Below are 19872 nucleotides of genomic sequence, written 5' to 3' on the forward strand. Positions count from 1 at the left end.
TCTGTTTGATGACAGTGACGCCGGATAACGTACCGGGCGATTCGCGGTTTTTCGTAACGCACGGACCCTTCGGGCTGGAGGCCCTGGCGCAGTGCAGCGGGGCCGACCTGCGCGCGGCGGCGGATGGCGCGGGCGCTGACCGCAGGTTTACGGGCATCGCGCCGCTTCAGTCCGCCACGCGCGATCAGGTCAGTTTCCTTGATAACCGGCGCTACCTGCCCCTGCTTGAGGGAACGGGCGCGGGCGCGGTGATCGTCGCCCCCGCCTTTGCCGACAAGGTGCCGGGCCACGCGGCGGTTCTCGTGTCGCGCACGCCCTATCTGGCGTGGGCGCGCGTCGCCACCCTGTTCTACCCGCCGCCGCCGGTGCGGCCGGGCATCCACCCCACGGCGGTGGTGGGGGTGGAGTGCGAGATCGACCCGACCGCCGCCATCGGTCCCTTTACGGTGCTGGGTGAGCGGGTGCGTATTGGCGCGGGCGTGGATATCGGGTCGCATGTCACCATCGGCGCGGGCGTGGAAATTGGCGCGCGCTGCCGTATCGGCGCGCATGTGGCCATATCCCACGCCCTGCTGGGCGAGCGCGTGACGCTCCTGCCCGGTGCGCGGATCGGGCAGGAGGGGTTCGGCTTCGCCGTGACACCGGAAGGATTCGAGAGCGTGCCCCAGCTTGGCCGCGTCATTCTGGAAGACGGGGTCGAGATCGGGGCCAATTCCACGGTGGATCGTGGCTCGATCCGTGATACGGTGATCGGCGCTGGCTCACGCCTCGACAATCTGGTGCAGATTGGCCATAATGCGCGGCTGGGGCGCTGTTGTATCGTTGTGTCCCAGGCTGGTATTTCCGGTTCGACCGAACTGGGTGATTTCGTGACGGTCGCGGCGCAGGCCGGGCTGATCGGACATATCAGGATCGGTGCCAAGGCCCGGATCGGGGCGCAATGTGGTGTCATGTCCGATGTGGAGGCCGGGGCCGATGTGATCGGCAGTCCGGCAATGCCATTTCGGGAATTTTTCCGGAACGTGGCGTTTCTGCGTCGGATGGCCAAAAAAACGACGCAGGATGGAGGTAGCGAAAAGGCTGACAAAGCCTGATTGCCTGTCGCTATCAGATATTCAACCGGTAGGAGGTTCCTGTTCCGTCTGGTGGCAGGGTTCCCTCATGACCGAACAAGTGGTTGGACGACGTGGATAAAGAAGTAGAGGCAGTGCCCGCGGACGCAATACCCGCGACCCTGGCATCGATTGACATCATGCGGATCATGGAGGCGATTCCCCATCGCTATCCCTTCCTGCTGATTGATCGCATGGTCGATATCGTGATGGGGCAGTCGGCGGTCGGCATCAAGAATGTCACGGTGAACGAACCGCATTTCCAGGGCCACTTTCCGGCGCGCCCAGTCATGCCGGGTGTCCTGATCATCGAAGCCATGGCCCAGACGGCGGCCACCCTTGTGGTGCTGACGCTGGGGCAGGCGTTTGAAGGCAAGCTGGTCTATTTCATGACGATAGACGGCGCGAAATTCCGCCGTCCCGTCGGGCCGGGCGACCAGTTGCGCATTCATGTCGAAAAAGAACGCAGCCGGGCCAATGTCTGGAAGTTCAAGGGCGTGGCGCGGGTTGATGGCGTATCGGTCGCCGAGGCGACATTCAGCGCCATGATCATGGGGTAAGTCCGCGGGAAACGGGCCGCGACCGTCGCCTTGCCCAAAGGGGAGGGGGCGGGTTGCCGGCCCTGGGCCTGTAGCCCACGGTTACTTGCGGCGAGGGAGGCTATTCTGGCAGGAAGTTCACCTAACGGTACCCAGATGGATGAACGGCGTGGGAAGTCGCCTGAAATCCATCCGTCATCCATCGTGTCCAGTCGCGCCCGGATTGGCAGCGGGGTCCGTATCGGCCCGTGGTGCACGGTCGGGCCGGATGTCGTGATCGGGGATAATGTCGAACTGATCTCGCATGTGGTCGTCGACGGCCACACCACGCTGGGCGAGGGTGTCGTATGCTTTCCCTTCACCAGCGTGGGCATGGCGCCGCAGGATCTGAAATACAGGGGCGAGCCGACCGGCTGCACCATCGGGGCGCGCACCACCATCCGCGAACATGTGACCATCCATCGGGGCACGGCCACCGGCACGGGCATGACCCGCATCGGTAGCGATTGCCTGATCATGGCCAATTCCCACGTGGCGCATGACTGTACGCTGGGCCGGGGCGTGATCATCGTGAACAACGTGGTCATGGGGGGCCATGTGGTGATCGGCGATGACGCGCGCATCATGGGGGCCGCCGCCCTGCACCAGTTCGTGCGTATTGGCCATGCGGCGCTGGTGGGCGGCGTATGCGGGGTCGAGGCCGACGTGATTCCCTATGGCAGCGTGCTGGGCAACCGGGCGCGGCTGGTGGGGCTGCACTGGATCTGGCTGCGGCGCAACGGCGTCCAGCCTGACGAGGTGCGCCGCATGCGGCAGGCCTTCCGCGCGCTGTACCCCAAGGTGGCGCATGCCACCGGCGCGGTCTTTCAGGACCGTCTGGAACATGTGCGCCAGACCTATGCCGATGATGCCCGCGTGGTCGAGATCCTTGATTTCATTGCGGCTCCCAGCCATCGCGGCCTTGTGCGTGTCCAGAGCGGGGACATGATCGAGAGCGATGGCGCCTGAACCGGCGCGCCCGGAGCCAGCCTGTGTGGGTATCCTGGCCGGTGGCGGCCCGCTGCCCGGTCAGGTCGCCCGGGCGGTGGCGCGGGCAGGCGGGCGGGTTTTCATTGTCGGGTTCCAGGGCTTTGCCGAACCCGATGTGATCGGCCCCTGGCCGCACCGCATGATCCGGCTTGCCGCGGCAGGTGAAATCCTGTCCGCGCTGCACGCGCATGGATGCCGAGATCTTGTGCTGATCGGCCCGGTACGGCGGCCCTCACTTCTCAACCTGCGGCCCGATGCGACGGGGGCACGGATTCTGGCGCGTATCGGCAAGGCGCTGTTCGCGGGGGATGACGGGCTTCTGGGCGCGATCGTGCGGGTACTGGGGGAGGAAGGCTTCACCATCCGGGGCGCGCATGAATATCTGGCGGGTTCCGTGGCGCGTCACGGCGTGATGGGACGGGTCACGCCGGATGACGTTGCCCATGCTGACATCGCCCTTGGCCAGAAGGTCGTGCGCCAGCTTGGCGCGCTGGATATCGGTCAGGGCTGCGTGGTGCAGGGCGGGCTCGTGCTGGCGGTCGAAGCGCTTGAAGGCACCGACCGGATGCTTGAACGTGTCGCGGCCCTGCGGCAACCTGACCGTCCCGGTGGTGTTCTGGTCAAGATGGCCAAGCCGGATCAGGAGCGACGCGCCGACCTGCCCACCATCGGGCCACGCACCGTTGCCGGCGCGATGGCGGCGGGGCTGCGTGGCATCGCCCTTGAGGCCGGGGCGACGCTCATGACCGATCCCGACGCCTGCATCGCCATGGCGGATGAGGCGGGACTGTTCCTGATGGGCGTGGGCGGCGGGAGTGAAAAAATAACCTGAAGGGAGAACGTAAGAAATGGGAACCTACCTGCATACGATGGTGCGCGTGCGCGACCTTGATGCAAGCCTTGCCTTTTACCGCCTGCTGGGCATGCACGAACTGCGCCGCAAGGACGTGCCGGAAGGGAAGTACACCCTCGTCTTCATCGGTTATGGCGATAACGCGGCCGGTCAGGCCGAAATCGAACTGACCTATAACTGGGGCCAGGATGACGGCTATGACGTCGGCACCGGATTCGGTCATTTCGCGGTGGGGGTGCCCGATGTCGCGGCCCTGGTGGAAAAGGTGCGCGCGGGTGGCGGCAAGGTCACGCGTGAGGCGGGGCCGGTCAAGTTCGGTACCACCGTCATCGCCTTTGTGGAAGATCCGGACGGCTACAAGATCGAACTGATCGAAAAACGCTGAAGCCCGCGGGATCAGTCAACAGGGTCAGCCCGTCAGGGCTGGCCCGTGCCCAGCAGGCGGCGCATGGCGGCCAGTTCGCGCGTGGCGGCGTCCAGCGCGTCAAGAATGGCCTGCGCGGCGTCGCGCGTGCGGGCATCCTTGCTGAGGGCAAGCACATCCGCCTGCAGCATGGCGGGCGAGAGGTGGCCCCGGATATCGTGGATATGCCGCCGCAGCGTTTCATCCATGGCGGGGGCAGAGTCGCGGGCGGGGCTGGTCATGAAATCCATCCGGTTGGGGCTCAAGGACGCGGCAGCATTGACGTTGCCGGAAAGCGGCAGTATAAGGCGCCGCTCAGGCCTTCCGTATTATGCGGGGCCTGTGGAATTTATTCCGTAACCTGTCTGTCATTGTCAATCTGGGAGTGCCGTTGTGAAGCGCACGTATCAACCCTCGAAGCTGGTCCGCAAGCGTCGCCACGGCTTCCGTTCGCGTATGGAAACCGTTGGTGGCCGTAAAGTTGTTGCAAACCGTCGCAGCAAGGGCCGCAAGCGTCTTTCTGCCTGAGGCAGGTGACGTCTGTACGTTCCGGGTGCCTTCGTGCCCGGAACCGTGAATGTCTCTACAAAGGGGCGGCTTAAAGTGGCCGACAAGTCCACGCGTCTTAAAAAACGTGCCGAGTTCCTGCGGGTTGCGGCAAAAGGCCGCAAGGCTCCCGTGCCGGGACTGGTGCTTCAGGCGCTTGAACGCGGTGACACGGAAGCTGCCCGGTACGGTTTTACCGTTACCAAGAAAGTGGGCAATTCCGTCGTGCGTAATCGCGCGCGGCGACGCCTGCGTGAGGTTGTAAGGCTGGTCGGCCGCGAATGGGCGCCTGCGGGTGTTGATATCGTGGTCATTGGCCGGTCCGGCACGTGCGGGCGGCGGTTCGACGCCCTTGTCGGGGATTACCGCAAGGCCCTGCGCAAGGCCGGAGTAAAGGAAGAATCGTGAGTACGTCTTCCCCAGGCCTGGCCGCCCATGTGCTGCGCGCGTTCATCCGCGCGTATCAACTGGTGATCCGCCCGTTATGGGGCGCGCATTGCCGCTTCGTTCCTTCATGCAGTCATTACGCACGCGACGCCATCGCCCGGCATGGGGCGATGCGGGGCAGTGTGCTGGCCGGGTGGCGCATCCTGCGCTGCAACCCGTGGAATGCGGGTGGTCATGACCCCGTTCCCGGCGCGGCCTGCGGGTGTGACATGCATGACTCCATAAAAAACAGTAAAAGTCTGGCGGGTCGCTGATGGATATCAAGCGTTTTATGGTGGCAACATTACTGTCTGCCGTGGTGCTGGTTGGTTTTGAGTATTTCCTGCCTCAGCAGAACCATAAGACGGTGGAACAGCAGGCCCCCGCGACCGCGCCCGCCCTGCCGCCGGCGGCAGGCACCGGCACGGCTCCGGCCGCCGTCGCGGCGGATGACGGCCAGCCCGACCCGCGCGTGGCGATCGATGCCGACCGCGTTCATGGCTCGCTCGACCTGCGTGGCGCCCGTCTCGATGACCTCGTGCTCAAGAACTATCATGAGACCGTAAAGGACGGCAGCCCGCTGGTGCGCGTGCTGGAACCGCGTGGAAAGGAGCAGCCCAACCTTGTCGAAGTCGGCTGGGCCAATGTCAGCGGCGCGCAGGTGCGCGTGCCGGATGCCGGCACCCTGTGGACCGCGGACCATGACACCCTGACACAGGCGCAGCCCGTGACCCTGAGCTGGGACAACGGACAGGGCCAGGTGTTCGAGATCACCGTTTCCATCGACCATGACTACATGTTCGCGGTGACGCAGAAGGTGATCAACCACGGTGGCGAGGCGGTCTCGCTATATCCCTTCTCCCGCGTGGAGCGTGGCTATACGCCGGTCGAGACGGGTGGCTATCTCGTGCATGAAGGGCCGATTTCGGTCATTGACCACAGGCTGGATGAAAGCTCGTACAAATCGCTGCGCAAGGCCGCCGTGCCGCCGGGCAACATCGCATGGAGCAAGTCGGGCCAGGGCGGCTGGGCCGGCATTACCGACAAGTACTGGCTGACCGCCGTGATCCCGCAGCAGGATAGCGATGTGGCGGGCAACTATGCCTACCAGTCCGCCGGTGGCGACAAGGGGAATTATGATGTCGGCTTCACCGCGCGCGCGCCGCTGGTGATCGCGGCGGGTGGCGAAGCCTCCAGCGCCAGCCATGTCTTCGCCGGTGCGAAGGAAGTGCCGCTGCTGGAAAAATATGAAGCCAGCCTGCACATCCCCGATTTCTGGAAAGCGGTGGATTTCGGCTGGTTCGCGTTCCTGACCCGCCCGATCTTTACCGTGCTGGACTGGCTGAACACCATGCTGGGCAATTTCGGCCTCGCCCTTATGGCGTTCACCCTGCTGGTCAAGGCGCTGTTCTTCCCGCTGGCGACCAAGCAGTTCCATTCCATGGGTAAGATGCGCCAGCTCCAGCCCAAGATCAAAGCCCTGCGTGAGCGCTACAAAGATGACCAGATGGCGCTCAACCAGCAGATGATCGGGCTGTACAAGCAGGAAGGCGTCAACCCCGCCAGCGGCTGCCTGCCCATGCTGTTGCAGATTCCGGTGTTCTGGTGCCTGTACAAGGATCTGTACGTCACGATCGAGATGCGGCATGCGCCCTTCTTCGGCTGGATTCATGATCTTTCGGCATTCGACCCGACAAACCTGTTCACCCTGTTCGGGCTGATCCCGTGGGATCCTTCGGTCATCTCGCCCATGCTTCAGCTTGGCCTGTGGCCCATCGCGTTCGGGCTGACCATGTTTGCCCAGCAGCGTCTCAACCCCGCACCCGCGGCGGATCCGGCGCAGCAGAAGATGTTCCAGTTCATGCCGGTCATCTTCACCTTCTTCATGGCGCGCCAGCCCTCCGGCCTGGTGATCTACTATTGCTGGAACAACCTGCTCACCATGGCGCAGCAGACGGTGATCCAGCGCCGCATGAACCGTGGCGCGGCCAGCAAGCCCAGGCTTCCGGCCGGGAAGAAATAACCAGGAACCAAGATGGTGGATTTCTCATCTCCCGCACCGACACCGGAAGAACGTGAGCGTGACCGGGAAATCGGGCGCGTGCTGTTCTCGGGTGAGTTCAATTTCGTTTTTGGTGCCCAGAAGCTGGGCCAGCTTCCCGACCCGCTCCTGCCCGAAATCGCGTTCGCGGGCCGCTCCAACGTGGGCAAGTCCAGCCTGATCAACGCGCTGACCGGGCGGCGCGCCCTGGCGCGCGCGTCCTCGCAGCCGGGACGGACCAAGCAGCTCAATTTCTTTGAACTGGCCGACCGGATGACACTGGTCGACATGCCGGGCTACGGATTCGCCAAGGCGGCGAAGGATGTGAAGGAAGACTGGCAGGGGATGATGTTCTCCTACCTGCGTGGCCGCCCCACGTTGCGCCGCGTCGTGCTGCTGCTGGACAGCCGGGTGGAGGTCAAGGCGTCGGACAGGGAAATCATGAAGCTGCTGGACCGCGCCGCCGTGACATTCCAGGTAGTGCTGACCAAATGCGATGCGCCAAAGCCCGGTGCGCTGGCGGCCAAGGAGCGCGAGGTCGGTGAAATCGTGCGCACGCATGCCGCCGCCTTTCCCGAAGTGCTGGCGACCAGCAGCGAGACCGGCATGGGGATCGAGGCGCTGCGCGCGGAACTGGCCCGGCTGGCCAATCCGGCGCGGGCGGGCATGTAGATCCGGCTACGCCTTGGCGTGGCCATCGACCATGGATACAGGAGCGAAGGGACCGTTCGGATGACAGGAACAGGACCGGGCGACCGGGAAGCACAGGCACGGGCCGAGGTTCTGGCCAGGGCGTTGCCTTATCTGCGCCGCTACGCGGGTGATACGATCGTGGTGAAATATGGCGGCAGCGCGATGGTTGACACCTCGCTCTCCACCGCGTTCGGCCATGACATCGCCCTGCTCAAGCAGGTGGGCGTCAACCCCGTCGTGGTTCATGGCGGCGGCCCGCAGATCAGCGCCATGCTCAAGCGGTTGCAGATTGAATCGACCTTTATTGACGGCCTGCGCGTGACCGACGCCGCCATGATCGACGTGATCGAGATGGTGCTGGGCGGCAAGGTGAACAAGCAGGTGGCGGGTCTCATCAACCGTGCCGGTGCGCTGGCGGTAGGCATTTCCGGCCTTGACGGGGGCCTGATTTCCGCCCGCAGGCTCCAGCGCCATGCGCGTGAATCCGGTGTCGAGACCGATCGCCTGCTGGATCTGGGCTTTGTGGGGGAGCCGACGCGCATTGACCCGCGCGTGATCTATGCGCTGTCCGGTTCCGGGCTGATCCCGGTCATCGCCCCCATCGGGGCGGGCGAGCAGGGCGAGACCTACAACATCAATGCCGACACGGCGGCGGGCGCGATCGCGGGCGCGGTCAACGCCAGCCGCCTGCTCATGCTGACGGACGTGCCCGGCGTGCTCGATGGCGATGGCCAGCTGATACCTGAGCTGACGGCAGAAGACGCGCGCCGCGGCATCGCCAGCGGCATGATTTCGGGCGGCATGATCCCGAAGGTGGAAACCTGCCTCGAGGCCGTGCGCGCGGGCGCGCGGGCCGCCGTCATCCTTGATGGTCGGGTGCGGCATTCCTGCCTGCTTGAACTGTTTACCGAAGCCGGACCGGGCACGCTGATACGCGGCGCCTGAGGCGTTTTGCACGCAGCATGGGGGATCGGGGCAATCGTTGACATTGCCCATGATCCTTCGCATGGTCCGCAGTCAAACTGATCCAGCCTCCGGCGGTTCCCGCCGTGGCGGCCAGCCCCATACAGGATTTTGCAAACATGACCGATACATCCCTCCAGAGCCAGATCGAGGCCCTGTGGGAGCGTCGCGAGACGCTGTCCACCGCTACCATCGGCGCCGACCGTGATGCCGTCGAGGCCGCGCTGGCGGCGCTGGATTCCGGCACGCTCCGTGTCGCCACGCCGGGGGCCGGGGGCTGGGTTGTCAATGAATGGCTGAAGAAGGCGGTGCTTCTGTCCTTCCGCCTCAATGATAACCGCGTGGTCGAGGGCGGTGGCGCGGGTGCGCCGAGCTATGACAAGGTGCCGCTGAAATTCGCGGGCTGGGACCAGGCGGCGTTTGGCGCGGCGGGTTTCCGCGCCGTGCCCGGTTCCATCGTGCGCCGTTCCGCCTTCATCGCGCCCGGCGTGGTGCTGATGCCGAGCTTCGTCAACGCCGGTGCGTATGTCGATAGCGGCACGATGGTCGATACCTGGGTCACGATCGGCAGTTGCGCGCAGATCGGCAAGAACTGCCACATCAGCGGTGGCGTGGGTATTGGCGGCGTGCTGGAGCCGTTGCAGGCCGCGCCCGTCATCATCGAGGATGGCTGCTTTATCGGCGCGCGTTCCGAAGTGGCGGAAGGTGTCGTGGTCGAGCGTGGCAGCGTGCTGTCCATGGGCGTGTTCCTGGGCGCGTCCACCAAGATCGTCGACCGCACGACGGGCGAGGTCTTCATGGGTCGCGTTCCGGCCTATTCCGTGGTCGTGCCCGGCACGCTGCCGCCGCGCCAGGCGACCTCGGCCGACGGGAAGCCGCTGCCGTCGCTCGACTGCGCCGTGATCGTCAAGCGCGTGGATGAGCGCACCCGTTCCAAGACGTCGATCAACGACCTGCTGCGCGGCTGAACGGCATGAGCGATGACGGAATGGCCGCCATGGAGCAGGACCCCGGTGGTGTTGTCACCCTCGCGCGGGATCTGATCCGCTGCCCTTCCGTCACGCCGGATGATGGCTGCGGCATCACCGCCCTGGCCAGGGTTCTGGAGGGGATGGGGTTCAGCGTCACCCTTCTCCCGTTTGGGGAGGGAGCGGCCCGGACTCCCAACCTGTTCGCGCGCCTGGGCACGGGCCAGCCGCATCTGTGCTTTGCCGGGCATACGGATGTGGTGCCCGTTGGGGATGCGGCGTGGAGTCATGACCCCTTTGGCGGGGAAATCCATGACGGCGTGCTGTTCGGTCGTGGCGCATGCGACATGAAGGGGGGCATCGCCGCCTTTGTCGCGGCGGTCCGGCTGTATCTGGACCGGCATCCACAGCCGCGTGGTTCGATCAGCCTGCTGATTACGGGTGATGAGGAAGGCCCGGCCACGAACGGCACCGTGCGTGTGCTGGAATGGATGGAAAAGCAGGGGCAGATACCCGATTTCTGCCTTGTGGGCGAACCGACCAATCCCGCCGGAATGGGCGAGGTGATCAAGATCGGCCGGCGCGGCAGCCTTAATGCCCATATCACCGTTCATGGCACGCAGGGCCATGTGGCCTATCCGCACCGCGCGGACAATCCCGTCCATCGCCTGCTGGCGCTGCTGGGTGAACTGACGGCGGTCCCGCTGGATGCGGGCAGCGAATGGTTCGAACCCTCAAGCCTTCAGGTCACGAGCATTGACGTGGGCAATACGGCCACCAATGTCATTCCCGCCCGTGCCGGGGCGCGGCTGAACATCCGTTTCAACGACCTGCATACCGGCGCGGATTTGACGGGCTGGATCCGCACCGTCGTCGCCCGCCATGCGCCGGGGGCCGAGATCCATATCGCGATCAGCGGGGAATCCTTCCTGACCGAGCCCCATGCGCCGGTCGAGGCGCTGCGTGCCGCCGTGCGGGCCGTGACCGGCCATGTGCCCCGGCTTGATACGGGGGGCGGCACGTCCGATGCTCGCTTTATCAGCCGCTACTGCCCCGTTGCCGAATTCGGCCTGGTGGGGATGAGCATGCACAAGGCGGACGAGCATGTCAGCCTGGCCGACCTCAGGCAATTGACGGCGATCTATGCCGGTTTTCTTGAAAAGGTAATGCGCTAATGTCTGAACGCGGCCCATCTCCCGACCCGAATGTAGCGGGGTTAGGCGGTATCCTGCGCGGAATGCTGCTGCTGGGCCGGGGCCGTGCGGAAGGCATCGCCTATTTCGGCAATACGCGCGATTCCGTGCTGTCCGCGCTGGCGCCCCGTCTGGCGCTGTGGCTGGTTGGCGGCGGGCTGACCATCGGTTACGCCCCGCAGGCCATTAGCGGGGTCAAGGTGCTGTTCGCCCTGTGCCTTATCCTGCTGCCCGCGGTGGTGACGCATGCGCTGGCGCGGCGGTGGAAGCGCGAGGGACTGTGGCTGCGCTATATCACCGCCGCATGGTGGACGGACTGGGTCACACTGCTTGTGGGGCTGGTGGTGGCGCTGCTGATGGCGTTGTCCTCCCCCCGGTTGCTTGAATCACCCATGGGGGAGCTGATCCTCAACGGCACCGAGTTCGCCTACAGCCTGTGGCTGACATGGTACGTGGCGCGCGTGGGCCTGCTGCTGCGGCGGGGGCAGGCCGTGGTCATGGTGCTGGCTATTATCGGCAGCCTTGGCCTGCTGGCTGGTGTTACGGCGCTGTTTTCACCCGATCAGCGCGCGTGGCACGAATTCCTGTATCCACTGCTCATGCAGCAGGGCAGCGGCGCCCACTGATGCCAGCCCCAAAAGAATAAAAGTTTTCGGATGCCGCCTTTTTCACGAAGGCGGCGCTTCCTGAAGCTTTTTGAAAAAAGCTTCACCAAAAACTTTCTTATGATTTGTGGAATATTCGCTGGTGGCGGGAGAGCGGAGAAGCTCTCCTAACGGGTAAAGGGATTGTCCTCGTACCCCACTTCCGTCAGGCACAGCCCGTCTGGCGGTGCGGTGGGGCCAGCGGCCCGGCGGTCACGCGCGGCGAGGGCCTGTTCGACGCGACCCGGTTCCCACCGGCCTTCCCCCACCAGTTTCAGCGTTCCCGCCATGTTGCGCACCTGATGGTGCAGGAAGGAGCGGGCTCGGGTTTCAATCACGACATATTCGCCTTCTCGCCGCACATCGAGCTGGTCGATCGTGCGCACGGGGCTCCGGGCCTGGCAGGCCGTGGCGCGGAAGGATGTGAAATCATGCCGCCCCGTCAGCGACAGGGCGGCCTGCCGCATGAGGGTCACGTCCAGCGGTGACCTGACGTGCCATACGCGCCCTTCCTCCAGCGCGGGCCGTGCCGCGCGGTTGAGGATGCGGTAGCGATAGGCGCGCGCATTGGCGGAGAAGCGGGCATTCCAGTGCGGCAGGACCGGGCGCGCCATGACGACCACCACCGGATGCGGCTTCATGTAGAAATTCAGCCCATCGCGCACCGTCGCGCTGGACAGCGTGACATCGGCGGGAAAGTCCAGATGCGCGACCTGTCCGCTGGCATGCACCCCCGCATCGGTCCGGCCGGCGGTGATGCTGGGCACGGTTCGCCCCGCTGTCAGCTTGCGCGCGGCCCCTTCCAGCAGGCCCTGTATGGATATGAGGCTGTCCACCGGCTGGCGCTGCCAGCCGATGAAGTCCCGGCCATCATATTCCATCAGCACGGCCCACCGGCAGACGGAAGGCGGCGCGGCGTCACCCGGCCGGGGGGCGGGGGTCTCAGGCATCGGGTGGCTCCATGCCAAGGCGCGTGCCGGGGGGAATGGCCTGCCCGCGCAGGAAGTCGGCGGCGTCCATCATGCCGCGCCCGGGGCGTTGCAGGCGGTTGATGCGCAGCAACGTGCCCGCGCCGCAGGCCACCAGCAGGTCGTCATCCGTAATGGTGCCCGGCGGGGCCTGCGTCGTGCCCGGCACGGGTGTGGCCGCGCCGATCTTGATGACCTGCCCCGCGAGCACGGTGAAGGTGCCGGGCCACGGGGTCAGGGCGCGGATCTGCCGGTCGATGCGGGTGGCGGGGGCAGTCCAGTCAATGCGCCCGTCCTCCCGGCTCAGCCGCTGTACGTAGGTGACGCCGGTTTCGGGCTGGGGAGTGCCGGGGGCAGGGATCTGGCGCAGGGCGTCCACGATCAGGCGGCCCCCCATGGCGGCCAGATCATCATGCAGGCTGGTCGCGGTGGTACGGTCTGTCAGCGCCACACGGCCGCGCAGCAGCATGGCGCCCGTATCCAGCCCGGCATCCATCTGCATGATGGTGACGCCACTTTCGCTGTCGCCCGCCAGAATGGCGGCCTGTATGGGGGCCGCGCCGCGCCAGCGTGGCAGCAGGCTGGCATGGATGTTCAGGCACCCGTGGGTGGGGGCGTCGAGCATCCCGACCGGCAGGATCAGTCCGTACGCGGCGACCACGGCGACATCCAGATGCAGGGCGCTGAAATAGGCCTGTTCCGCCGCATTGCGGCGCAGGCCCGGTGGCGTGCGGACGGGAATGCCCAGAGCCTCCGCCGCGCGATGTACCGGCGAGGGACTCAGTTTCTTGCCCCGCCCCGCCGGGCGGGGGGGCTGGCTATAGACGGTTACGATGTCATGCCCGGCCTCGTGCAGGGCATGCAGGGCCGGTACCGCGAAGTCGGGCGTGCCCATGAAGGCCAGTCGCATGTGGTGGGGGGTCCGTTCAGGCTGGGCCGGAACCGTCCGCTCACGTCAGGTTCCGGCAGGGTGGGCGCGGGTGGGCTCAGTGCTTCTGGCGCTGTTCCTTGGCCAGCCGGCGCATGATCATGTTGCGCTTGAGCGTGGACAGGTGATCGACGAACAGGATGCCCTCCAGATGGTCGATCTCATGTTGCAGGCAGGTGGCCAGCAGGCCATCGGCCTCCAGTTCCTGCCGCTTCCCTTCCATGTCCTGGTAGCGCACGCGCACGGCCTCGGGGCGGATGACCTCGGCATACTGGTTGGGCAGGGACAGGCAGCCTTCCTCACGCGCGGCCATGCCGTCGGTCTCGGCTATGACTTCGGGGTTGATCAGCACGATCGGGTTGCGGCCTTCATCCCTGTCTGACACGTCCACAATGGCGAAGCGCAGGCTCAGCCCCACCTGCGGGGCCGCCAGCCCGATGCCGGGGGCCTGGTACATGGCGGAGAACATGCGGGGGATGGTGGTGCGCAGCTCGCTCATGTCCTCCGGGCGGACAAGGCGGGTTTTCTGGCGCAGGACCGCCTGGGGCGCGACCAGGATCGGCATGGGGGTCGCCTGAGCGATGACATCATGATCAATCATAATTCGCCATTTAGCGTTTCCGTCCACGCGATGCCAGTGGTGATGGAACCAAAATGCCGATGGCGGTGCCGTTCGCCTTTCGTAAGGGTCCTCCCCTTGCGTATGGCTATTGTTCTCCCATATCGTGAAGGGACGGGAAGCAGATGCCGTTTCGGGTCCGTTTTTCCGTTTCTTGTCTCGCTCGAGCAGAGGAGGCCGATTTGTCGGGAAGAGTTTTCGGGTCGCCCATGTTTCTGGGGTTCGACCATCTGGAGCAGATGCTGGAACGCGCATCAAAAAATGCGTCGGACGGGTATCCGCCCTATAACATAGAGCAGGTCAGCCCAACGACGCTGCGCATCACGCTGGCCGTGGCCGGGTTCGTGATGGAAGACCTGCACATCACGCAGGAAGACAACCAGCTCGTCATTCGCGGGCGGCAGAGTGATGACGGTCAGGGCCGCATTTTCCTGCACCGTGGCATAGCGGCGCGCCAGTTCCAGAAGGCCTTTGTCCTGGCCGAGGGAATCGAGGTTGGTGGCGCGTGGCTTGACAACGGGCTGCTGCATATCGAACTCCAGCGCCCGCAGCCTGAAGTACGTGTACGCAAGATCGAGATCACCCGCCCCCCCACCGCGCCGTCGCATGAACGTGTGCCGCCGGTGGTGGATGTGCCCGCCGGGCGCAAGCAACGTGTCGTGAGGGTGATTGACGAGGAGTGACAGCCTGCGCCGTAATGTAACGACCCATGTTGCGATGCAGATGGGAAGGGTGGTTCTCCCTTCATGATGCAGGAGATGACACGATGAGAGTTACAACACAGAATGGTCGGGTACTGCTGCATAACGAACCGGAAACGCCGGTCGGCAGCCCGCATGAAATCAGCATCGGTGAACTGCGTGGCCTGGGTGTGGAATCGGTGGCCTATATCCGGGCGGTCAAGGTCGATGGTGCGAACGCATTCACCATCCACGCGGCCGATGGCACGCCCATGGCCGTAACCGACGACCGGGATGCGGCGATCAACGCCATCCTCAGCCATGAGATGATACCGGTCCCCCTCCACTGATTTTTTCATGATGCCCGATGGCATGATGGCCCTGCCCCCTTTACCGGGGCAGGGCCATTTTTCATGTGCGCGGCGCGCCGTCAGTTATGCGGTCTGGCCGTGGGATCGAGCCAGCCGATATTCCCGTCCGGCCTGCGGTAGAGGACATTGACCGTATCGGTCGTGCTGTCGCGGAAAAGCTGGATCTGACTGTCCGCCAGATCAAGGCGCATCACCGCCTCGCTCACGCTCAGCGTGGGAATTTCGGTGGGGTGTTCGGCAATGATGGTGGCGTAGGGGCCGGTTGCGGGCAGCGAGGCCTCTTCCTCCTCAAGCGGGGCTTCCCCGTCGATGGCGGCGGCGTCCATCGCGCCGTCCTGTGGCATGCCGGGGCGCAGGACATAGCCGCGACCTATTTCAGGCACCTGCTGCCGGGCCTTGAGGTGGCCATGGTTGGTGGCCTTGCGGTGGTAGCGGCGCAGGCGGCGGGCGATGTGTTCCGCCGCGTCGTCAAAGGCGGCATGGGCGTCGGCGGCCTCGCCCTCACCGCGCAGGGTCAGCCCGCGCGTGGCGTGGATATTGATGTCACAGGTAAAAAACGAACGGGCGCGGCTGAAGGTGACGCGCGCTTCCATCGCCTGCCCGAAATACTTTTCCGAAATACGGTCCAGATGGGCGCTGACCCGGTGTTTCAGGGCATCGGACAGGTCGATCTGCTTTCCGGCAACACTGATGTGCATAAGGGGCAACTCCTTACATGATCACAGCGCAGTCACGTGCGGGGAACGGAAAACCGTCACTCAGCTATTGCTATGGATAAAGGGGGACGTTCCTGCTCCCGTACGGCCTGCATGATAGTGGCTGTTGCGTTGTACCTGTCGGGCACACGGTCCCGAACGGGTACATTTGGGCATGGTTGCACCGTGGCTGTCCATGCCTTCCTTGCATAAAAGGGCGCAGGTTTTTATTGGGGCGGGGGGCTTGCATACGGGCCTGCCGCCACAGGTCACGGGTTGTAACGCTAAAGGGTAAATTTTTCGCCAAGATAGACGCGGCGGACATCCTCGTTCGCCACGATTTCCTCGGGCCGTCCCTCCGTCAGCACCTGCCCGCTATGCATGATGTAGGCCCGGTCGATCACTTCCAGCGTCTCGCGCACGTTATGGTCGGTAATCAGCACGCCGATGCCCCGGTCCTTCAGGTGGGCGACGAGATCACGGATTTCCCCCACCGCGATGGGGTCGATACCGGCCAGCGGTTCATCAAGCAGCACATAATGCGGCTGGCTGGCCAGCGCGCGGGCGATTTCCAGCCGCCTGCGCTCACCACCCGACAGCGCGAGCGAGGGCGAATGGCGCAGCCGGGTAATGCCGAACTCCCCCAGCAGGCCATCGAGCATGGTCTGCCGCCGGTCGGGGTCGGATTCGACGATCTCAAGGGCGGCCATGATGTTCTGCTCGACATTCAGACCACGGAAAATACTCGATTCCTGCGGCAGGTAGCCAATGCCCATGCGTGCGCGGCGGTACATGGGCAACTGGGTGATGTCCGCGCCATCAAGGGTGATGGTGCCCATGTCGGGCCGTACCAGCCCCACGATCATGTAGAAGCTGGTCGTCTTGCCCGCGCCGTTCGGGCCGAGCAGGGCCACGGCCTCGCCACGCTGCACCTGCAGCGAGACATCGCGCACGACCTGCCGTTTCTTGTAGCTCTTGCCGATACCGCTTGCGATCAGTCCGGTGGAGGGGGGAACGACCTGCTGGTCGGTGGCTTCGGGGTCGCCTGCGGGGGCTGTGATGTTCATTTTGCTGATCCCTTGTCACCTTTGCTGGCCTGGTTCGGTATGACCAGACCACTGACCCGTGAGCCGGGGCTATCCGTCAATGTGGCGATATCGGTGTGCATGTTCACAATGGCCGCCGCGCCACTGACCTGATTTTCCCCACGCGTGATATGCACGTTGCCCACCAGCCGGGCAATGCCCGTGTCCGGCACATAGACACCCCGGTCGCCCGTCACGGTTTCGGTGCGGGTGCGGATCACGATATGGCCGAACGCATTTACATGGTCCATCGTGCCCGCGCCGGGGGCGGGCCTGTCATTTGCCGCGGGGGAAGCGGCGACGGCCCCGGCAGGGTGGGCCGGTGCCGTATCGGGCACGGAGGCGTCGGGCACCGTGCCGGGGGCGGTGGTGGCGGCGGCGCGGGTTTCGTGGGGGTGGTCGCGCTGGGCCTTGGGCTTGTCGTAGCCGACAAGAACATCGGCACGGATCTGCCGCCCGTCATTGGTGGTCAGGGTCGCATCGCCACGGGCGACGGACATGTGTTCGTGCGAATGGTATTCCAGCACGTCGCGCGCGGTCAGGATATCCTGTGGCGCGGTCATTTTCAGGTGCTGGCCGGTCATGACCAGAATGGCCTGGTCCATATCGTACACCGCATGGTCGCCCCATGCCTGGTCGTTGGTGTTGAAGGCATGGACATGGCCCGTGGCTTCAAGGCGATAGACCTCGCTCGCCCCGCCCGAGCCGCCGGAACCCGGCGCGCCGCCATTATTCGCATCCGCGCCCGCCGCTGCGTCACCGCCGGGCGCGCCCCTGGGGGCGGCGGTGTCGGGTATGGGCAGATCCTGCGGCAGCACGTCCGATGACGTGGCGAGGCTGGTATCCACATCCGGGTCGGTGGGCGACGCGGCCGCGCCGGCGGCGGGCGGCCCGTTGGGCTGGGGGGGCGTGGGCGTGCCCGCGGGCTGCGCCGTGTCCTCCACGATATGGGGGCGGCGGGTTTCGATCGGCGGGGCGATGCCCAGATGGGCGGAAAGCGGGGCGTCGGAACCTGGTGGCTGCGCCGCGGGCGTCGTGGACTGCGCCGAAGCCGTTGGGGCCGCCGCTTCCTTTTTACGGTAATAGGCGACCAGACGGTCCGCGCGTACGGTCAGATCGCCGCGCGTGGCCTGCGCCTGGTCGTAGGCGGTGACGGTCTGCGCGTTCTGGTCCCAGTTGAAGCCACCGGCGGCGGTGACGTTGATCTGCTGCCCCTGGGACATGTCCAGCCCCTGCGCCATGGCCGGTCCCGCCGCGACCAGTCCGAGCACGATGCCGCCCAATGGCAGGTGAAGGGTTACGCGCGCCATCTAGTTCGCTCTTTCCGCTGCGTTGAGGACCATGCGGCCGGGGCCGCGAAACATCATGATTCCGGCGCGCGTGTCCAGCATGCAGCCCGCCGCGTCCAGCACGCCCACCGGCCCTTCGGCATGTATCCAGCTATCGGACACGATGATGTTGTGGCGCATGTCGATATCCGCGCTGGGGCTGAGCAGGATGGTCCCATCGGTGCGATAGAGTGTCACATCATGCGTCACGTCCAGCATCTGGCTGTGCTGGATATACACGCCATCGCGTGCCGTGACATACATCCAGTTCCGGTTGTCGAGCAATATGTCCGCCGCCGCGTTGGTCAGGTCGATCCGTTCGGGGGGGACCTGGCGCGCCTCATCGGCCGTGATCATGTAGGGATGGCCGTGGTCGTCCAGCCCGCGATAGGTGGGGTTGAGCATGCTGCCGCTTTTCACGCGCACATGGCTCATCTGCGCCATGGTGCCGGTATGCATGATCACCGCGCGCTCGACAGCGGGCCAGGCGGCGATGGAGCCAAGCAGGACAAGCGCCAGAAGCGGCAGCATCCATTTGGCCGAACGCAGGATCGTCTGCCGCCGCGCGAGGGATTCGGCATCGGGCAGCAGGCGCGCGCGGTCGGACAGGTTGAATATGCTGCGCTGGCGCTCGATATCGGCGGCGCTGCGGCTGTAGTCCTCGCGCTGGATCGGGTTGGGATCGCTTTCCCTGTCTTCAGGCCGTTCGGTCATGCAACGCCGGCGCGCAGCAGGTCGTGCAGATGCACGATACCGACCGGGTGCCCTTCCTCATCCAGCGCGAAGATGCTGGAGATCGGGCGCGGTCGGTCATTCATGATGCGCAGGGCCTCGGCCGCCAGCACATCCGGCCCGATGGTCTGCGGGGCCGTGTTCATGATGTCCGCCGCACAGGTGTTTTCCAGATCCTGCTCCAGGGCGAGGCGGAGGTCACGGTCCGTGATCAGGCCGATCAGCCGGTTGCTTTCATCCACCACGCCCATGCAGCCAAAGGTCTTGCGCGTCATTTCCATGATGACCTGCCGCAGCGGCATGGCGGGGTGGCCCAGCGGCATGCGCTTGCCGTGATGCATGAGTTCATGCACGCGCCGCAACTGCGTGCCCAGCCGGCCACCGGGATGGAACACGCCAAAATCATTGGCGTTGAACCCCCGGCGCTGCAACAGCACGATGGCCAGCGCATCCCCCAGCGCAAGCTGCATGGTGGAACTTGTGGTGGGGGCAAGGCCGATGGGGCAGGCTTCGGGCGCGCGGGGCAGGGGCAGCACGATATCCGCCGTGCGGGCCAGCGTGGATTCCATGCGCGAGGTCATGGCGATGAGCAGCAGCCCGAAGCGGCGCGCGTGGGAGATGATGTCGGCCAGTTCCGCCGTCTCCCCGGAATTGGAAATGGCGAGTACGGCGTCGCCTTTTTGCAGCATGCCCAGATCCCCGTGCGAGGCTTCGGCCGGATGCACGAAAATGGACGGCGTGCCGGTGGAGGCCAGCGTCGCCTGGATCTTGCGCCCGATATGGCCGGACTTGCCAATCCCCGTCACCACCACCCGCATGTGGCCCGACAGGATGCGCTCCACCGCCATGACAAAGGCAGGCCCCAGCCCGTCGGCCGCATCCGGCCCGGCGCTTTCCAGCGCCGTGATCATGGCCTGAAGCCCCGCGGATTCGGTGCGCAGCACGTTGCATGCCTGTTGCAGCATGTGGGCGCGCGACTGGGCTTCGCTTGCGCCGTTCATGGCCGTGAAGGAGGGTGAGAGGCTGCTGTTCATGCCCGACCTTATCGTCGTGAAT

Annotated in this window: 25 protein-coding genes; 16 read left to right on the forward strand and 9 right to left on the reverse strand. The window is 65.2% G+C overall.

Going from position 1 to position 19872, the window contains the following annotated elements; genetic code table 11:
- The first annotated feature begins 8 nt into the window (after window positions 1-8).
- The 5 genes from lpxD (at window position 9) to gloA (ending at window position 3918) form a co-directional block, all read left to right on the forward strand.
- Window positions 9-1094 carry a UDP-3-O-(3-hydroxymyristoyl)glucosamine N-acyltransferase gene (lpxD, locus tag LDL28_RS12740; protein WP_233058882.1) on the forward strand — a complete coding sequence of 362 codons (1086 nt, stop codon included), beginning with the start codon at window positions 9-11 and terminating at the stop codon, window positions 1092-1094.
- 92 nt (window positions 1095-1186) lie between these two features.
- A complete protein-coding gene (gene fabZ, locus LDL28_RS12745) occupies window positions 1187-1672 on the forward strand; it encodes a 3-hydroxyacyl-ACP dehydratase FabZ (RefSeq protein ID WP_025813369.1) in 486 nt (161 codons plus the stop codon).
- Window positions 1673-1807: 135 nt separating this feature from the next.
- Window positions 1808-2659: an acyl-ACP--UDP-N-acetylglucosamine O-acyltransferase gene (lpxA, locus tag LDL28_RS12750; protein WP_233058883.1), complete on the forward strand. Its 852-nt coding sequence runs from the start codon at window positions 1808-1810 to the stop codon at window positions 2657-2659.
- Entirely contained in the window at window positions 2649-3512 is an 864-nt protein-coding gene (locus LDL28_RS12755; protein ID WP_233058885.1) for an LpxI family protein, read from the forward strand. The genes lpxA and LDL28_RS12755 overlap by 11 nt, the downstream gene beginning before the upstream one ends.
- Window positions 3513-3528: 16 nt before the next feature.
- The gene (gloA, locus tag LDL28_RS12760) at window positions 3529-3918 is read left to right on the forward strand and encodes a lactoylglutathione lyase (RefSeq protein WP_233058886.1); all 390 of its coding nucleotides are present in this window, start codon (window positions 3529-3531) and stop codon (window positions 3916-3918) included.
- A gap of 32 nt (window positions 3919-3950) precedes the next feature.
- On the opposite strand, the gene LDL28_RS12765 is transcribed toward gloA, so the two are convergent.
- Window positions 3951-4178, reverse strand: coding sequence for a hypothetical protein (locus tag LDL28_RS12765; protein WP_233058889.1), 228 nt, complete (start codon window positions 4176-4178; stop codon window positions 3951-3953).
- 151 nt (window positions 4179-4329) lie between these two features.
- Here LDL28_RS12765 and rpmH point away from each other — a divergent pair, with 151 nt between their 5' ends.
- The 9 genes from rpmH (at window position 4330) to LDL28_RS12810 (ending at window position 11392) form a co-directional block, all read left to right on the forward strand.
- Entirely contained in the window at window positions 4330-4464 is a 135-nt protein-coding gene (gene rpmH, locus LDL28_RS12770; protein WP_007399178.1) for a 50S ribosomal protein L34, read from the forward strand.
- Window positions 4465-4539: 75 nt separating this feature from the next.
- The gene (gene rnpA, locus LDL28_RS12775) at window positions 4540-4890 is read left to right on the forward strand and encodes a ribonuclease P protein component (RefSeq protein WP_233058890.1); all 351 of its coding nucleotides are present in this window, start codon (window positions 4540-4542) and stop codon (window positions 4888-4890) included.
- Complete coding sequence (gene yidD, locus LDL28_RS12780; RefSeq protein WP_233058892.1) at window positions 4887-5183, forward strand: membrane protein insertion efficiency factor YidD; 297 nt, start codon at window positions 4887-4889, stop codon at window positions 5181-5183. Before rnpA ends, yidD begins: the two co-directional genes overlap by 4 nt.
- Window positions 5183-6931 (forward strand): membrane protein insertase YidC, encoded by a 1749-nt coding sequence (yidC, locus tag LDL28_RS12785; RefSeq protein ID WP_233058893.1) that lies wholly within the window; start codon window positions 5183-5185, stop codon window positions 6929-6931. Before yidD ends, yidC begins: the two co-directional genes overlap by 1 nt.
- Before the next feature lie 12 nt (window positions 6932-6943).
- Window positions 6944-7621: a ribosome biogenesis GTP-binding protein YihA/YsxC gene (gene yihA / locus LDL28_RS12790; RefSeq protein ID WP_233058895.1), complete on the forward strand. Its 678-nt coding sequence runs from the start codon at window positions 6944-6946 to the stop codon at window positions 7619-7621.
- A 60-nt stretch (window positions 7622-7681) separates the two neighbouring features.
- Entirely contained in the window at window positions 7682-8587 is a 906-nt protein-coding gene (gene argB, locus LDL28_RS12795) for an acetylglutamate kinase (RefSeq protein ID WP_233058896.1), read from the forward strand.
- A 137-nt stretch (window positions 8588-8724) separates the two neighbouring features.
- Window positions 8725-9573, forward strand: coding sequence for a 2,3,4,5-tetrahydropyridine-2,6-dicarboxylate N-succinyltransferase (gene dapD, locus LDL28_RS12800; protein WP_233058898.1), 849 nt, complete (start codon window positions 8725-8727; stop codon window positions 9571-9573).
- 20 nt (window positions 9574-9593) lie between these two features.
- Window positions 9594-10748: a succinyl-diaminopimelate desuccinylase gene (gene dapE, locus LDL28_RS12805; RefSeq protein WP_233059304.1), complete on the forward strand. Its 1155-nt coding sequence runs from the start codon at window positions 9594-9596 to the stop codon at window positions 10746-10748.
- On the forward strand, window positions 10748-11392 hold the full coding sequence (locus LDL28_RS12810) for a hypothetical protein (protein WP_233058899.1): 645 nt from the start codon (window positions 10748-10750) through the stop codon (window positions 11390-11392). The genes dapE and LDL28_RS12810 overlap by 1 nt, the downstream gene beginning before the upstream one ends.
- Window positions 11393-11538: 146 nt before the next feature.
- Here the strand turns inward: LDL28_RS12810 and truA are convergent, their stop codons facing one another.
- The 3 genes from truA to def all read right to left on the reverse strand — a co-directional run bounded on the left by truA (window position 11539) and on the right by def (window position 13907).
- Entirely contained in the window at window positions 11539-12360 is an 822-nt protein-coding gene (gene truA, locus LDL28_RS12815; protein WP_233058900.1) for a tRNA pseudouridine(38-40) synthase TruA, read from the reverse strand.
- Window positions 12353-13288 carry a methionyl-tRNA formyltransferase gene (fmt, locus tag LDL28_RS12820; RefSeq protein WP_233058902.1) on the reverse strand — a complete coding sequence of 312 codons (936 nt, stop codon included), beginning with the start codon at window positions 13286-13288 and terminating at the stop codon, window positions 12353-12355. The genes truA and fmt overlap by 8 nt, the downstream gene beginning before the upstream one ends.
- A gap of 76 nt (window positions 13289-13364) precedes the next feature.
- Window positions 13365-13907, reverse strand: a complete 543-nt coding sequence (gene def, locus LDL28_RS12825; protein ID WP_233058903.1) for a peptide deformylase — start codon at window positions 13905-13907, stop codon at window positions 13365-13367.
- A 227-nt stretch (window positions 13908-14134) separates the two neighbouring features.
- On the opposite strand from def, the gene LDL28_RS12830 reads away from it, so the two are divergent.
- Both LDL28_RS12830 and LDL28_RS12835 read left to right on the forward strand, forming a co-directional pair.
- Window positions 14135-14608, forward strand: a complete 474-nt coding sequence (locus tag LDL28_RS12830; protein ID WP_233059305.1) for an Hsp20 family protein — start codon at window positions 14135-14137, stop codon at window positions 14606-14608.
- Between the two features lie 83 nt (window positions 14609-14691).
- Entirely contained in the window at window positions 14692-14955 is a 264-nt protein-coding gene (locus LDL28_RS12835; RefSeq protein ID WP_025813436.1) for a DUF1150 family protein, read from the forward strand.
- Between the two features lie 80 nt (window positions 14956-15035).
- On the opposite strand, the gene hpf is transcribed toward LDL28_RS12835, so the two are convergent.
- The 5 genes from hpf to LDL28_RS12860 form a co-directional block, all read right to left on the reverse strand.
- A complete protein-coding gene (gene hpf, locus LDL28_RS12840) occupies window positions 15036-15674 on the reverse strand; it encodes a ribosome hibernation-promoting factor, HPF/YfiA family (RefSeq protein ID WP_233058905.1) in 639 nt (212 codons plus the stop codon).
- A gap of 281 nt (window positions 15675-15955) precedes the next feature.
- On the reverse strand, window positions 15956-16738 hold the full coding sequence (lptB, locus tag LDL28_RS12845; protein ID WP_233058906.1) for an LPS export ABC transporter ATP-binding protein: 783 nt from the start codon (window positions 16736-16738) through the stop codon (window positions 15956-15958).
- A complete protein-coding gene (locus tag LDL28_RS12850) occupies window positions 16735-18066 on the reverse strand; it encodes an LptA/OstA family protein (protein WP_233058907.1) in 1332 nt (443 codons plus the stop codon). Before LDL28_RS12850 ends, lptB begins: the two co-directional genes overlap by 4 nt.
- Complete coding sequence (lptC, locus tag LDL28_RS12855) at window positions 18067-18798, reverse strand: LPS export ABC transporter periplasmic protein LptC (RefSeq protein ID WP_233058908.1); 732 nt, start codon at window positions 18796-18798, stop codon at window positions 18067-18069.
- Complete coding sequence (locus tag LDL28_RS12860) at window positions 18795-19850, reverse strand: SIS domain-containing protein (RefSeq protein WP_233058909.1); 1056 nt, start codon at window positions 19848-19850, stop codon at window positions 18795-18797. The genes lptC and LDL28_RS12860 overlap by 4 nt, the downstream gene beginning before the upstream one ends.
- Window positions 19851-19872: the final 22 nt, after the last annotated feature.

Origin of the sequence: Komagataeibacter sp. FNDCR2 (assembly GCF_021295395.1) — a bacterium.
In the GTDB taxonomy this organism is placed as follows: Bacteria; Pseudomonadota; Alphaproteobacteria; order Acetobacterales; family Acetobacteraceae; genus Komagataeibacter.